We start from the raw sequence: 13,506 nt of genomic DNA on the forward strand, positions 1-13,506 counted from the left end.
CTCAGGCCGCCGCGGCGGCGGCGCCGCGGCGGCTGGTGTCGATCGTCGCGAAATAGACGTCTTCGAGCCCGCCCTCGACCGGTGCGAAGCCATCGCCGGGGTCGCCGTCCGACAGGATATGGATGATCGTCCGGCCCGCGAACAGACGCGTCGCGATCACCTGATAGGTTTCGCTATAGGCCTTGAGTTCCTCGCGTCCGATCGTCTTCTTCCACACCCGGCCATGCATCTGCGCGATCAGGTCGAGCGGCGCGCCTTCGAGTTGGATGCGCCCTGCGTCCAACACCGCCATGCGCGGGCACAGATCGGCGACATCCTCGACGATGTGGGTGGACAGGATGATGACCACATTCTCGCCGATCTCGGCGAGCAGGTTGAGGAAGCGGTTGCGTTCCTCCGGGTCGAGGCCGGCGGTCGGCTCATCGACGATGATCAGTTGCGGGTTGCCGATCAGCGCCTGCGCGATGCCGAAGCGCTGGCGCATGCCGCCCGAAAACCCAGCGATCGCCTTCTTGCGGACGCTCCAGAGGTTGGTCTGGTTGAGCAGCGTCTCGACGGTTTCCTTGCGCTCGCGCGCCGAAGCGACGCCCTTCAGCACCGCCATATGATCAAGCATGTCGTAGGCGGAAACGCGCGGGTAGACGCCGAAGTCCTGCGGCAGATAGCCCAAAGTCTCGCGCAGCCGCTCAGGCTGGGCGATCACGTCGATATCACCGAAGCGGATGCTGCCCGATGTTGGCGTCTGCAGCGTCGCGATCGTGCGCATCAGGGTCGACTTGCCGGCTCCATTGGGGCCGAGCAGTCCATACATCCCCTTCGGGATCGACAATGTCACGTCATCGAGGGCGCGGGTGCCATTGGGATAGACATGGATGAGATTGGCAAGCTCGAGCATCCGTAAGTCCCTCGTTGTGCGACGCAACGAGACTAACCGTGACGAGCCTGCCGTGAAGCCATAATCGACGAACGACGTTCTCGCGCCCTTCGGAATCGGATCAGCTTCGCCTGACCAGCAATGCAGCACCGTCGATATAAAGATCGATGCGGTCGGCGTCACGCTGCAGTTCAACCAGGAATGTAATATCCGAACCGCTTACCGCCTGGATCGAATCCGCGACCTGCTCGAGCTGAACGCGACGCGAGGGAATGCGCGCGTAGTCGCATTTGATCTCGATCATGTTTCGACCGATCTTGGTTATAGTGACGGTGATATTGTTGCGCGACGATCCGCGCGAGTCCGACGTCACCGCGCCTTCATAGGTGCCCACTACGCGATCGGCGAGGTCGAGCTTCTTCTGCACAGGATTGGCGGCGAGCGCCACCGTGGGCGCGGTCAGCGCGAGCGGCGCGGCGATCGCGCCTACGAATGTGATCATGGTCAGGAACAAGCCGCGTTTCATCGTCTCACCTCGTCGATGATGATTAGGATGCGGCCCTCTGTTTTGCCCTGTTTACTCCCTCGTGCCCCCCGAAACAGTGCCCGACGGCACAATCGCGGCTCAGCTCGCCGTATCCACCGAGCGCGTCGCCGACAGTGCGGCAAATCCATCCCGCCGGCGAGCACGCCGTCGAGCGGCATCGAGACGGTGAGGTCGCAGACATATTGGCGATAGGTGAAGCTGCCCGCATCGAACCGCGTCGGGCTGTCCGCGCCCAGCGATGGGTTGGCGGTATCGAACACACGGAAATCGGCCTTGTTGGATCCGAAGCTCTGGCTGAGATCCGCCTTCACCGCATTGACATCGCCGCGCAAGCCGATGGTGGCGCCGACATCCCAGATGCACGGCTCGATGATCGGCAGGAAACCCCGCGGATGCACCGGGGAGAAGCCGGGGCACGCGGAAACCCGCAGCATTGTTGGAGATCTTCCGGGTCAGCGTGCCGAAGGCACAGAGTTCGGCGTCGCCCAGCGGCAGCGCGCCGCTGATGCTCGCAAGACCGTTCCTGCCATCGCCCTCCTCGGTGATGCCGGCCATCAGTTCGTCGCTGCCGCCGCTGGCGCCGAGGCGGTGGTGGCGGCACGGGCGAAGTTGATCGAGGGCTGGAGGAAGTTGAGCGCGCGGCCGAGATCGGGATAGCCGGTATCGGCAAGCGCATTGGCATCCACCGCGTTGATCGGCGCCGATGAGTCCAGCGCGGCGCGCCCGGCGCTGCGCGTGCCGGTGACGATGATGGCGTCGCCCGTTCCCTCGTCCGGCGCCTGCCCATGGGCCGCGCCCGTGGCGCAGGCGATGGCGATTATTCCGGTCAGCAGCGTGCGTCGCATATGGCCCCGCTGGTTGTTCGCGGGCCGCACAGCGAGCCGCGCCGCTTAGGCGGTATTGATGATCGGGCGACGGGTGTTGCCCTTGGCGCAACAGGCAAAGCTGAACTGTCGCGCCCCCAAGCCTTTCCCGCATTCCAATTCCCTATTTATCTACTAGGTTATTCGAACGATCCATTGCCGAAGCCGTACCGCATGCCCCTGAAGAACCGGACCGTATCCGGCCCGACCATCGAGTTTCCGACGATCGCCGTCGCCATTCTCATCCATGCCAGCTGGCTGGCGCTGACATGGTGGCATAAGATGATTCCGCTGCCCGTGCTGATAATCGGCGGCGGCGTGGTGATCGCGTGGCACGGTTCGCTGCAGCACGAGACCATCCATGGCCATCCGACCGGCCGGCGCTGGATCGACGCCGCGATCGGATCCGCGCCGCTCTCGCTCTGGCTGCCCTACGCGATCTACTGGCGATCGCATCGCGCGCATCACGCCGCGCAGGAGACCACCGATCCGCTGGAGGATCCCGAGAGCCATTACGTCGCTGGGGGCGGTGGCTGGGCGCACCGCTTTGCCCAACTGGAGGCGACGCTCACCGGCCGGCTATTGCTCGGCCCGGCGATCCGCATCGGCCGCTTCCTGCTGGACGAGGCGGCGCGGCTGGCGCGCGACCCGCGCGGCTTGGCCCGGGACTGGTTGCCGCATCTCGCAGCGCTGGTGCCGATGCTGTGGTGGCTCGACCATGTCGGTCTGCCACTGACCACCTATGCTCTGGCCTTCGTCTATCCTGGCGCCTCGCTCGCGCTGCTGCGCTCCTTTGCAGAGCACCGCGCCGATCCGGCCCGCCGGCGCCGCGCAGCGGTCGTCGAGCGCGCGCCCCTGCTTGGGCTGCTGTTCCTCAACAACAATCTCCACGCCGTGCACCATGACCGACCCGACCTCGCCTGGTATCGCCTGCCGGTGCACTATCGTGCGCAGCGGCGGCGCTTTGCCGATGCGCCTTATTATCGCGGCTATGCCGAGGTCGTGCGGCGCTATTGGCGGCGGCCGCAGGACGATGTGATCCACCCCGATTATCGGCGAGTGCAGGCCTGATGCGCAGCGCCTCGCTCGGCATGTATGATCCGCCCTGGCTGCACGCAGCCAATGATCGGCTGTGGGCGCTGATCGCGGCACGACTGGCCGATGCCGGCATCGCCGATGTGCCGACGACGCTCGACCGCGCGACCGACCTCGACGATCTCTGGCGCTCTCCCGCGCTGCTGCTCGCGCAGACCTGCGGCTATCCGCTGATGACCGAATTGCGCGAGACGGTGCAGATCGTTGCGACGCCGCGCTACCGCGTGCCCGGTGCGGAGGGCGCCTGGCACCGTGCCGCGATCGTGGTGCGGGCGGGCGATCCCGCCAACCGCCTTTCCGATCTCCGCGGCCGGCGGGCCGGCGTGAACGGCCTCAATTCCAACACCGGCATGAACCTGTTCCGCGCGGCGCTCGCGCCCTTTGCGCGCGAGGGTCGCTTCTTCGACACGGTCTGCCTCACCGGCGGGCACGCCGCCAGCATCGAGGCGCTGGTCGCCGGCACGATAGACGTGGCCGCGATCGATGCGGTGACGCTCGAACTTCTGTCTCGCCACGATCCGGGCATCGCGCCTGCGATCCGCATCCTCGCCTGGACCGCCGCGGTGCCGGGGCTTCCGCTCGTCACCGCCGCCGCCACCCCGCCCGAAACGGTCGCTACGATGCGGCGCGTGCTGCAGCAGCTTGTCACCGACCCCGCATTCGCTCCGGCCGCCGCAACACTGGCGCTCGAGGGGTTTGAGACGCTCAGCCTCGAATCCTATGGCAGGATCGTCGCAATCGAAACGATGGCTCGGACGATGGGCTATCCTCACCTCGCCTGACATAGCGGGCGGCAAAAAGACCGTGCGCACGCCGGCGAAGCAAGCCAGGGCCACTTCAGCGGCGGCGTGCGCACGCGATCCAGCATCCTCTGCCTTCGCATTCCGGCGCCCCCCGGCCACCGGATCGCGGATCGTGAGCGAGGCTTAATCCGGTTGGCCCATGCACCTGTAAGTCCGCCGCACCTACAGCGCCGTCGGTGCTAGACCTACACGGAATGCATCTTCCATGCTGTAGATTGCGTCGCCGCATGTTCGCCATTCCGTGCGGGCGGCAACTGGGGCATCATCGATCCTTCCATGGCAGCCGAGCGCGTCCGCATCCTGATCGTCGACGACCATCCGGTCGTGCTGTTCGGGCTGCACCTACAGTTCGACGCGCATGACGAGATGGAGGTGGTGGGCGAGGCGCGCGACGTGCAGAGCGCCTATCAGGCCGCGGAAACGCTGAGGCCCGACATCATCATCCTCGATCTCGTGCTCGGCGGGCGCGACGGCATCGAGATGATCGCCGAGCTCATCCGGCTGCATCCGATGGTGCGGATCATCGTCTATTCGAGCCAGGACGAGCGCCATTTCGCACGCCGTGTGCTGCGCGCCGGCGCGCGCGGCTATGTCGCCAAGGGGGAGCATCTCTCGATCGTCGCGGATGCGGTCACCGCGGTCGTCGCCGGAGATCTCTACGTGAGCGCCGCCGTGCAGCAGATGCTAGTCGCCGATTTCGCGCGTGGCGTCGCGCTGGGTCGGTCGCGCTTCGAGGAACTTTCGGACCGCGAGGTGCAGGTGCTGCGGATGATCGGCAGCGGCCTTTCATCGCAGGAGATCGCCAGCGACCTCAGTCTCTCGATCAAGACGGTGGGTACCTATCGCGACCGGATCAAGATCAAGCTGGGGCTCGATCGCGCGCGAGCGCTGGAAGAGGCGGCACGCGAATTCGTCCAGAACGAGAGCGCGGGGTGATCAGCCCCCGGTCGACGGCCGGGCGAGCGGCTGCCGCGCTGCGCGAACTGATCCGTTCGACGCGGAGCGTGGAGGATGAGGCGGCGGTCCGCATCGATTATACGCGGGTAGAAATCGTCGGTGTCCTCGGGCTGATCGATGCCGCCTTCGAATTCGTCTTCGCGTTCTACCGCCCCAGCGATCCGCTGAAGATCCTGTCCGCAGTGGCGGCGGTGGTGATGATCGGCTTCATGATCGCCGCACGCGCCGCGCGCCGCCGGCGGCCCGCGCCGACCAGCCCGGCCTTGCCCGCCGCCTTCATCATCTCGGCGATGCTGCTGTCGATCACCGCCGGCTGTCTGATCTCGAAAATCGGCGCGATGCCCTATGGCTATGCGATGGTGGTGCTGGCGTTCGCCGCGGTCTTCATGATGCCGCCGCGTCCGTTCACCGCGATCATCCTCGGCACCTTCGCCATCTATACGCTGCTCGCCACAATCTCGTTCGAACACACCGTACTCCAGCGGGTCATGGCGATCTTCAACGTCGCGCTGGCCTGCACGATGGCGATCATCGTGCGCATCGCGCTCTATCAGTTGCGCCAGCGCGATCGTCATCAGCGGGAAATCATCGCCGACCAGAACGCCGCGTTGGAACTGGCCAATGCCGATCTCGCGACGCACATCCACGAGCTCAACGAATTGATGGCGGTCGCCGCGCACGACCTGCGCAGCCCGCTGTTCGGCTTACGCAACCTGCTGCAGCTCGCCGCGGACCGCAGTGGTGCCGACGCCGCCTTCTACAACCGTGTGCTCGACGAGGGCAGCGGCAGCGTCACCGCGATGCTGGCACTGATCGCGCGCATACTCGAGGCGCATGAGTTGGAGACGATGGCCGAGCTCGACCTCGCGATCAACGACATCCGAACCGTGGCGACCGCCGCACGGCGACGCCACGCGGCGCTTGCCATCGCCTCGGGGGTGACGATCGAGATCGACCAGCCCTTCTCCCCATTGCTCGCCGCATTCGATCCCTATGCGATGGAGCGTGCGATCGACAATCTCGTCTCGAACGCGATCCGCTTCTCGCCCGAAGGCGCAGTGGTGACGCTGCGGTGCCGCCGCGCCAACGGTCGCGCCCAGATCGCCGTCATCGACGAGGGCACCGGCATCCCACCCGACGAGCGCGACGGGCTGTTCGGCAAGTTCAAGCGCGGTTCGCGCCAGCCGCTGCACGGCGAGCGCGGATCCGGGCTAGGCCTTTACATCGCGCGCGCGCTGGTGACGGCAATGGGCGGCGACATCGTGTTTGAACCGGGCGCCGAACGCGGTTCGATCTTCATGCTGCGCCTGCCGCTGCCGCGGCTGGATGAGGCTGTGTGAGTGGCTGGATCATCCTCCTTCCAAAACGCAGAAGCAAAAACCACCTCACGCGCGCTGCAGCGCCGGCGCCACAACCACCCCGCCATGCCGTTCGAACCACGCCGGATCCCCCTCCACTTCATCATCCGCGTCGGTCGCGAGCGCGACGTCGCGCTGCGCTTCCAGCGAGATCAGCCTCTCCGCATAGCGTGCACGCATCACGCGATAGGCATCGTTGCCCAGCGCCAACCGCAGCGGCGCCGGCTCCTGCTCGACGCTGGCGATCATCGCCTCGACCATCTTCCCCGGATCGCCGGCCGGCGGATGGGCGGTGTCGGCGATGACGTGATTGACCATGCGAGACGGCGAAGCATCATAGGCGGGCAGCATCGGCGCCACTTGTGCGCTGCGGCGGCTGAAATCAGTGCGCGCGCCGCCGGGCTGGACGATCGTGCAGCCGATGCCGAACACGCCGACCTCCTGCGCTACCGCCTCGACGAAACCCTCGATGCCCCATTTGGTCGCATGATAGATCGCGCCGCCGGCGAATGCCGCCTGTCCGCCCATGCTCGAAAGCTGCAATATGCGGCCGCCGCCCTGCGCGCGCAGGTGGGGCAGCGCGGCGCGGATCAGCATGATCGATCCTAGCAGATTGGTATCGATCTGGTGCCGGATCATCGCGTCGGTTACTTCCTCGGCGGCGCCCATCAGCCCATAGCCGGCATTGCTGACGACCACGTCGATGCGCCCCAGCGCAGCCCAGGCGCGATCGACGGTGCCGCCGATCGCATCGCTCTGCGCCACGTCCAGCACATCCAGCCACAGCCGCCCGCCATAAGCCGCGGTGAGATCGGCCACCGCCGCACGATCGCGCACGGTGCCCGCAACGCGATCGCCACGGGCAAGGAGGCGTTCCGCCATGACGCGGCCGAAGCCGCTGCCGATACCGGTGATCAGCCAGGTTCTCGTCATCATCCGTTCCTCCGATTGCGGGGTGGTCGGTGCGCTCAGAAGCGCTCGCCGACCATCGCCTCGCTCTTTTCCCACAGGGCCCGGGCATTGGCCGGATCGAGCGCGTAGGAGCGCACGCCTTCTGCCACGGGATTGATCAGCCCGTCGGTTACCGCCGACACATGGCAATTCTCGCAATATTTGCCGCCGACCTCGTCCGCCGGCGCAACGAAGCCCGCCCAGACCGAGGTTGCGGCCCCCTGCGGCACCGTCTTCCATTCGAAGGGCTGCTTGCCCTCTGCCGCGAGTTCCTCGTTGATCTGCGCGATCATTACTTCGAAGCGATCGTCGGCGACATGGCGGCCCAGCTCGGTATGGATACCGCCGGGATGAAGCGCCGTGGCGCGAACGCCGCGGTCGCGGTGGCGACGGTCAAACTCGACAGCGAACAGGATGTTGGCGGTCTTCGAACGGCCATAGGCGATCCACGGATCATAATCAGTCCGCTCGAAGCCCGGATCCTCAAGGTCGACATCCGAATAGCGATGGCCGGACGACGCGACGTTCACCAGCCGCCCGCCCGTTGCGATCAGCCCGGCGATGCGGTTGACGAACAGGAAGTGACCGAGATGGTTGGTGCCGAACTGCGTTTCGAACCCGTCGGCCGTATGGCCGAACGGTGCCGCCATCACGCCGGCATTGGCGATCACCACGTCGAAAGGCCGACCATCCGCCACCAGCGCATCCGCCGCCGTGCGCACGCTGGCCAGCGAGGCAAGGTCCAGTTCGATCAGTTCGAGGCTGCCGCCATGGGCTGCGGCTTCGCGCACCGCCGCAGTCGCCTTTTCCGCCTTCGCCAGATCGCGCGCCGCGCCGACCACCTGCGCCCCATGCGCCACCAGCGCACGGGCGGTCTCGACACCGAGGCCGGCGGAAACGCCCGTCACCACCACCCGCTTGCCCGACAGATCCATCCCCGCGAGCACTTCGTCGGTCGTGGAAGTCGCTCCGAAAACCATGGACATCATGAATCTCCTTGTACCGGCGCCCCGCCCCGTCCGGCCTGCAATGGCTTGTATGCGGGGCCGAGACGATATAAATAGGAGGTCGCCTCCGTTTACATACGGAGGGATCCTCCGTTTAGCAAGGGCGAATTGGCGTGGCCGTCGAGACCGAAATGCAGACCAGCCGAAAGCCGCGTGCCGATGCGCTGCGCAATCGCGCGCAGCTTCTGGAAGCGGCCAAGGCTGCCTTTGCGGAAAAGGGCGCGGCAGCGAGCCTGGAAGAGATAGCGCGCGGCGCCGGGGTGGGGATCGGCACGCTTTACCGCCACTTCCCGACGCGCGATGCATTGATCGCCGACGTCTACCGCAACGAAACCGATCAGATCGTCGCCGCCGCCGCGCGCTTCGCGGAAACGCTGCCGCCGATCGAGGCGCTGCGCGAATGGCTGCTGCTGTTCGTGGACTTCATGTCGACCAAGTATGGCATGATGGACGCGCTCAATTCGATCGCCGGCGGCGCATCCGACCTGTTCGCCGCGTCGAGCGCACATGTGAAGCAAGCGACCGGAAAGCTCGTCGAGCGCGGCACCGCGAGCGGCGAGCTTCGCGTCGACATGGATCCGCTGACCTTGCTGTGGGCGCTGGGCGGTGTCGCCAAGATGAGCTCCGGTGACGGCTGGCAGGCGGAGGCGCGGCGGTTGGTCGACGTGCTGATCGCGGGCGTGCGGAGCTGAACTTTTCGGAGCTCAATCACGCAGGCGGAAATCGATGGCGACATTGAAGGTGATGCGCTCGCCCGGCACATCGGTGGGCGCGGCCGGATAGGGTGAGGCGCGGCGCAGCATCGCCGCGCCTTCGGCGTCGAGCGAGGCTAGCCCCGATGGGCCGGTCAGCGCGCCTTCGATCAGCCGGCCGCTGCGATCGAGCACGAAGCGCACGCCCACGCTGCCTTCCAGCCGCCGCATCTTCGCATAACGCGGATAGACCTGATGCGCGAGCAGCCAGGAGCGGACGCGCGCGGCATAGGCGCGGCTGTTGCCCGCCGGCGCATCGACATCCATCCCGTCGCGCGCACCCTTGCGCTGCGGTGCCGCCGCCTCGCTGCGCTGGGCGGTGCGCGCCGGCGCGGCGGTGACGGCCGCGGGCGCCGCGCTGGCCGGTGATGGCGCCGCGGCCGCGGGCGGCGTCGGCGGCGCAATCGAGACCGCCACCGGCCGCGCCGGCATCGGCACGATCGGCGGCGGTGCCGGGGTCGGCACTGGCGGTGGCTGCGGTGGCTCCACCGGCGGGGTCGTCTCGGCGGGTGGCTGTGGCGCAGCCTCGGCGGGTGCCGCCGCATCCGCCTCCGCGGTCTCGCTGCCCTTGAGGACAGCGAGGTCGAGCACGGTCAGCGCCCGTTCGCGATGGGGCTTCCGCGCGGTCGAGGCGAGCCCGATGGTTATGAGGCCGGCGAAGGTCGCCGCCGTCATCACCAGCGAGAGGGCCGCCGCGGCCGTGCGGGAAGCGGGTTGCGCCACTGGCGTCGTCAGAAGCCGGCGGCGACGGTGAAGCGGAACGTCCGCCCCTGCGCCGGCAGCGACGAGAGATGCCGTTCGAAATATTTGTCGAACAGGTTCTCGGCGCCCAGCCGGAACTCGAAGCCTTCGGCGGCACCGCGCTGCGGCTTGAACGCGAAGAACAGGTCGTGAACCGAATAGCCCGGCGTCGCGAGCGCGGCGGTCGTCACCTTGTCCTGCTTCTCGGCGAACTCGCCGCGCCAGCCGCCCGAAAGTCCGCTAACCGGATCGGCATAGCCGAGCGTCAGGTTGTACTGGTTGGCCGGGATCGTGTTCAGGTAGAGGCCGTTCAGCCGATCCTTGCCGTCGATGATCGCCAGGCTGCCGCGCGCGAAGAAGCCGCGCAGGCCATATTCGGCCTCAACCTCGACACCCTCGAAGCGCGACTCGCCGACATTGATGAAATAGGGCGAGGTCGCGGTGCCGCGGGTGATGAGATCCTTCACATTGTTGCGGAAAGCGGTGGCCTTCAGCCGGAAGCGATCGCGCGAAGAGGCGATGCCGTTGAACGACAATGTGAAGCCAAGCTCATAATTGTCCGACTTCTCTGGCTTCAGATCGAGCGCAACATTGTTCGCGGTGGCGCTGGTGCGGCTGTAAAGCTCATCGAGCACGGGCATGCGCACGGTGTGCGCGACCGAGCCGAACACCGAGACCCAGTCGGTCAGCGCGTAGATCGCCGCCAGCTTGGGCGAGACACCATTGTTGTGGACCTTGCGCGCGCCCGGAATGTCCGTTTCCACCCCATTCACGATCGCCTTGCCCGGCTTCATGTCGGTCCAGTCGATGCGCGCGCCGGGGATGATGGTCAGCTTGTCCGACCACATCAGTTCGGCTTGCGCGTAAAGGCCGTACTTCGTCATGTCGCCTTCGGGGTGCGTCGCCGCGCCCGGGGTGATCACGCCGGTGACGGAGCTCTTGCGCGGGTTGCGCCGCTTCTGCTCGCTCCACTGGCCACCGAGGATGAAGACGAGGTTCCAGTCCCCGCCCAGTTCGAAGTTGGAGGTGTTCTGCAGCCGCGCCTGCTTCGTCTCATAGGAGAATTCGGAATATTCGAGCGGGCCGAGGAAGGCGGTCTCGGTCTGGTTCACGACTGAGTCCGCGTAGGAGACCTGCGCCTCGACGTTGAAGATCTTGCTACCGTCGAAATCATTGACGTAGCCGAGCACGCCGGTCTTGTCGTGAACGCGGCGGCGCACCGGCAACGCGGCGAGCGCCTCGGCCTGGTCGTAGATCTGCGAGCTGTCGCTGATCCAGTCCTGATAGGATGCCCAGAAGGCGTGCTTGCGGTTGCCGCCGATCGAGACGCGCGCCTTCACCAGCCAGCTATCGGAAAGCGCGTTGGACGGGTTCACCTCATCGCCACGGCCATCCTCGTAATTTTCGGAGCGGCGATAGTTATAGCTGCCAAGCAGTTCGACGCCCTCTACCGGCTCGGTCGCGACGATGCCCGAAAGCAGATAGCCCTCGGCATTGGTTTCGGTGCTGCCCTTGAGGCGCACGCCGATGCGATCGCCATTCGACAGGAAGTCCGACGCATCCTTGGTGGTGAAGTTGACCACACCCGCAAGCACGCCGGCGCCATACAGCGTCGACGAGGCCGGGCCGCGCAGCACCTCGACGCGCTTGTAGAGTTCGGGCTCACTGAAGAACGCGCCCATGCGATACTGTTCGAAGAATTTGGTGACGCCATCGACGGTCATCAGGATGCGGCTGTCGGAATCGGCAAGGCCGGTGCCGAGGCCGCGGATGTTGAACCCCTGCCCCAGCGCACTGACGCCGCCCTGCACGCTGACGCCAGGAATACCCTCCAGCAATTCGCCGATCGTCGTCGCCTGGGTGCGGTCGATATCCTCCTGATCCAGCGCGGTGACCGCCTGCGGCGTATCGATCGCGACCTTGTCGGCGCCGGCGGAGACCACGAGGCGGTCAAGCGAAAGGATGGTTTCGGTTTCCTCGCCGTCATCCTTCGCCTGCGCATCGGCTGCGGGCTGCGGCGCGCCAGTGGCCTGCGCCATCGAGACACCCGGCACGAGCAGCAGCGCAACGCCACACAGCAGACCCGTCGTCTTCTTCATTCGATCCCCCGAAGTTCGCGATTTTCGATTGTCGCGGCAAACCGCGTGACGGCGGACATACCGCATCAAATTGATATTGCAAGTGAGTCTCAACAGCTATAGCTGACGCAATCACTCACGGGGGACCAATGATGAGAATCCGTTCCTGGGCGGCGATCAGCGCCGTCACGACGCTGCTGATCGGCGCGGGCGCCGAGGCGCACATGCCCTATCTCCTGCCCTCCGCGTTCGATGTCGGCCACAGCGACCATGTGACGCTGCAGTCTTCGTTCGGCGAGGATGCGTTCGCGCCCGAAGTCGCGATGCGCGATGCGCCCTTCCATCTCGTTGGCCCCGATGGTGCCAGGGGTACGGTTGGCCCGGTTACCTATCTGCGTGACCTTTCGATCTTTGAGGCGGACCTTAAGGCGGAGGGCACCTATCGCCTCACCACCGGCCAGCGGCTGGGCCGCAAGGGCAAGATGTTCGAAGCGAACGGCCAGTGGCTGATGCGCGGCGAAGATGGCAATCCGCCCGCCGGCGCGCGCGAGGTGGACGTGCAGAGCACGACGCTGGCCGAGGCCTTCGTCACCCGCGGCCAAGCCACGCGCGGCGCGCTCAAGCCGATCGGCGCCGCGCTGGAGATCGAGCCGGTCACCCACCCCGCCGAGATCGCCAGCGGCGCCGATGCCCGATTCCGCCTGCTGTTCGACGGCAAGCCGCTCGCCGGCAGCCGTATCACCCTGTTCCGCGCAGCAGGCAACTATGATGGCCAGAAGGTCGCTGCACAGGTCGACAGCGGCGCCGATGGCAGCTTCGTGCTGAGCCCCAAGGACCCCGGGCTCTACCTCATTCTCGTCCGCCACCGGACGATGGCGCCCGCGGGCAGTGAGACGCCCTATCGCAGCTACACCTACACCCTCGCCTTCGACGCCGCCTGAACGGAGATCATTCCAATGACCCTGCGCATCATCCTCGCCGCCAGCCTGATTGCCGCCGGCGCCGCCACGCCCGCCTTCGCCCAGCATGGCGGCAACGCCTTCGTCGCCGCCTATGACGCCGACAAGAATGGCACGCTCACCCGTGCCGAATATGATGCCGGCCGCGACGCGCGCTTCAGGGCGACCGATGCCAATGGCGACGGCGCGATCACCGAAGAGGAATATGTCGGCGAATATTCGGCCCGGCTCGAGGTGGAACTCGCTAGCTTCGATCGCGGCGAGGAGAAGAAGGCCGAGGCGCGCCAGCGCCAGATCCGCCAGACCCGCGTGCGCTTCGGCGTGATCGACACCAACAAGGACGGCAAGATCGACCGCGCCGAATATGACGCGATCGCCGAGCGCAGCTTTGCCGAGCAGGATGCCGACAAGGACGGCACGATCACCCCGGCCGATGTCGCCGCCACCACCGCGCGCCGCACCGCGCAGCGCGAACAGCGCGAGAAGAGCGAGCATTGATGCCAAAGCGCAGCCGGCGCGGT

The 13,506-nt window shown here is 66.4% G+C and carries 15 protein-coding genes; 7 read left to right on the forward strand and 8 right to left on the reverse strand.

Annotation, left to right across the window (positions count from 1 at the left end; all coding sequences use genetic code 11):
• Nucleotide 1 precedes the first annotated feature (1 nt).
• From FHS96_RS08570 to FHS96_RS08585, 4 genes are all read right to left on the reverse strand, one after another.
• Nucleotides 2–895, reverse strand: coding sequence for an ABC transporter ATP-binding protein (locus FHS96_RS08570; protein ID WP_429589252.1), 894 nt, complete (start codon nt 893–895; stop codon nt 2–4).
• Nucleotides 896–995: 100 nt separating this feature from the next.
• The gene (locus FHS96_RS08575) at nt 996–1,400 is read right to left on the reverse strand and encodes a hypothetical protein (RefSeq protein WP_429589255.1); all 405 of its coding nucleotides are present in this window, start codon (nt 1,398–1,400) and stop codon (nt 996–998) included.
• Complete coding sequence (locus FHS96_RS08580; protein ID WP_429589258.1) at nt 1,397–1,855, reverse strand: hypothetical protein; 459 nt, start codon at nt 1,853–1,855, stop codon at nt 1,397–1,399. Before FHS96_RS08580 ends, FHS96_RS08575 begins: the two co-directional genes overlap by 4 nt.
• Before the next feature lie 120 nt (nt 1,856–1,975).
• Nucleotides 1,976–2,266 (reverse strand): hypothetical protein, encoded by a 291-nt coding sequence (locus FHS96_RS08585; protein ID WP_429589260.1) that lies wholly within the window; start codon nt 2,264–2,266, stop codon nt 1,976–1,978.
• A 192-nt stretch (nt 2,267–2,458) separates the two neighbouring features.
• Here FHS96_RS08585 and FHS96_RS08590 point away from each other — a divergent pair, with 192 nt between their 5' ends.
• From FHS96_RS08590 to FHS96_RS08605, 4 genes are all read left to right on the forward strand, one after another.
• A complete protein-coding gene (locus tag FHS96_RS08590; protein ID WP_429589263.1) occupies nt 2,459–3,355 on the forward strand; it encodes a fatty acid desaturase in 897 nt (298 codons plus the stop codon).
• A complete protein-coding gene (locus FHS96_RS08595; protein WP_429589266.1) occupies nt 3,355–4,161 on the forward strand; it encodes a phosphate/phosphite/phosphonate ABC transporter substrate-binding protein in 807 nt (268 codons plus the stop codon). Before FHS96_RS08590 ends, FHS96_RS08595 begins: the two co-directional genes overlap by 1 nt.
• Nucleotides 4,162–4,458: 297 nt before the next feature.
• Complete coding sequence (locus FHS96_RS08600) at nt 4,459–5,118, forward strand: response regulator (RefSeq protein ID WP_429589269.1); 660 nt, start codon at nt 4,459–4,461, stop codon at nt 5,116–5,118.
• On the forward strand, nt 5,115–6,479 hold the full coding sequence (locus FHS96_RS08605; protein WP_429589272.1) for a sensor histidine kinase: 1,365 nt from the start codon (nt 5,115–5,117) through the stop codon (nt 6,477–6,479). The genes FHS96_RS08600 and FHS96_RS08605 overlap by 4 nt, the downstream gene beginning before the upstream one ends.
• A gap of 45 nt (nt 6,480–6,524) precedes the next feature.
• Here FHS96_RS08605 and FHS96_RS08610 read toward each other — a convergent pair whose 3' ends face one another.
• The gene (locus tag FHS96_RS08610; RefSeq protein WP_429589275.1) at nt 6,525–7,430 is read right to left on the reverse strand and encodes an SDR family oxidoreductase; all 906 of its coding nucleotides are present in this window, start codon (nt 7,428–7,430) and stop codon (nt 6,525–6,527) included.
• Nucleotides 7,431–7,465: 35 nt separating this feature from the next.
• A complete protein-coding gene (locus FHS96_RS08615; protein ID WP_429589277.1) occupies nt 7,466–8,434 on the reverse strand; it encodes an SDR family NAD(P)-dependent oxidoreductase in 969 nt (322 codons plus the stop codon).
• A gap of 134 nt (nt 8,435–8,568) precedes the next feature.
• Between FHS96_RS08615 and FHS96_RS08620 the strand changes: the two genes are divergently transcribed.
• On the forward strand, nt 8,569–9,147 hold the full coding sequence (locus tag FHS96_RS08620) for a TetR/AcrR family transcriptional regulator (protein ID WP_429589280.1): 579 nt from the start codon (nt 8,569–8,571) through the stop codon (nt 9,145–9,147).
• A 12-nt stretch (nt 9,148–9,159) separates the two neighbouring features.
• Here the strand turns inward: FHS96_RS08620 and FHS96_RS08625 are convergent, their stop codons facing one another.
• Together FHS96_RS08625 and FHS96_RS08630 are read right to left on the reverse strand one after the other, a co-directional pair.
• On the reverse strand, nt 9,160–9,930 hold the full coding sequence (locus tag FHS96_RS08625) for an energy transducer TonB (protein ID WP_429589283.1): 771 nt from the start codon (nt 9,928–9,930) through the stop codon (nt 9,160–9,162).
• Between the two features lie 8 nt (nt 9,931–9,938).
• Nucleotides 9,939–12,047, reverse strand: coding sequence for a TonB-dependent receptor domain-containing protein (locus tag FHS96_RS08630; protein ID WP_429589286.1), 2,109 nt, complete (start codon nt 12,045–12,047; stop codon nt 9,939–9,941).
• Nucleotides 12,048–12,178: 131 nt separating this feature from the next.
• On the opposite strand from FHS96_RS08630, the gene FHS96_RS08635 reads away from it, so the two are divergent.
• Both FHS96_RS08635 and FHS96_RS08640 read left to right on the forward strand, forming a co-directional pair.
• A complete protein-coding gene (locus FHS96_RS08635) occupies nt 12,179–12,967 on the forward strand; it encodes a DUF4198 domain-containing protein (RefSeq protein ID WP_429589289.1) in 789 nt (262 codons plus the stop codon).
• 15 nt (nt 12,968–12,982) lie between these two features.
• A complete protein-coding gene (locus tag FHS96_RS08640; protein WP_429589292.1) occupies nt 12,983–13,483 on the forward strand; it encodes an EF-hand domain-containing protein in 501 nt (166 codons plus the stop codon).
• Nucleotides 13,484–13,506: the final 23 nt, after the last annotated feature.

The organism is Sphingomonas zeicaulis (genome assembly GCF_050433225.1).
Taxonomy (GTDB): Bacteria; Pseudomonadota; Alphaproteobacteria; order Sphingomonadales; family Sphingomonadaceae; genus Sphingomonas_D; species Sphingomonas_D zeicaulis.

Bases quoted from the DNA above. Each gene is read 5' to 3' on its own strand.
- FHS96_RS08595 (WP_429589266.1), top strand. From the start codon at position 3,355: ATGCGCAGCGCCTCGCTCGGCATGTATGATCCGCCCTGGCTGCACGCA.
- FHS96_RS08585 (WP_429589260.1), bottom strand. From the start codon at position 2,266: ATGCGACGCACGCTGCTGACCGGAATAATCGCCATCGCCTGCGCCACG.
- FHS96_RS08580 (WP_429589258.1), bottom strand. From the start codon at position 1,855: ATGCTGCGGGTTTCCGCGTGCCCCGGCTTCTCCCCGGTGCATCCGCGG.
- FHS96_RS08570 (WP_429589252.1), bottom strand. From the start codon at position 895: ATGCTCGAGCTTGCCAATCTCATCCATGTCTATCCCAATGGCACCCGC.
- FHS96_RS08635 (WP_429589289.1), top strand. From the start codon at position 12,179: ATGAGAATCCGTTCCTGGGCGGCGATCAGCGCCGTCACGACGCTGCTG.
- FHS96_RS08615 (WP_429589277.1), bottom strand. From the start codon at position 8,434: ATGTCCATGGTTTTCGGAGCGACTTCCACGACCGACGAAGTGCTCGCG.
- FHS96_RS08610 (WP_429589275.1), bottom strand. From the start codon at position 7,430: ATGACGAGAACCTGGCTGATCACCGGTATCGGCAGCGGCTTCGGCCGC.
- FHS96_RS08640 (WP_429589292.1), top strand. From the start codon at position 12,983: ATGACCCTGCGCATCATCCTCGCCGCCAGCCTGATTGCCGCCGGCGCC.
- FHS96_RS08630 (WP_429589286.1), bottom strand. From the start codon at position 12,047: ATGAAGAAGACGACGGGTCTGCTGTGTGGCGTTGCGCTGCTGCTCGTG.
- FHS96_RS08600 (WP_429589269.1), top strand. From the start codon at position 4,459: ATGGCAGCCGAGCGCGTCCGCATCCTGATCGTCGACGACCATCCGGTC.
- FHS96_RS08575 (WP_429589255.1), bottom strand. From the start codon at position 1,400: ATGAAACGCGGCTTGTTCCTGACCATGATCACATTCGTAGGCGCGATC.
- FHS96_RS08590 (WP_429589263.1), top strand. From the start codon at position 2,459: ATGCCCCTGAAGAACCGGACCGTATCCGGCCCGACCATCGAGTTTCCG.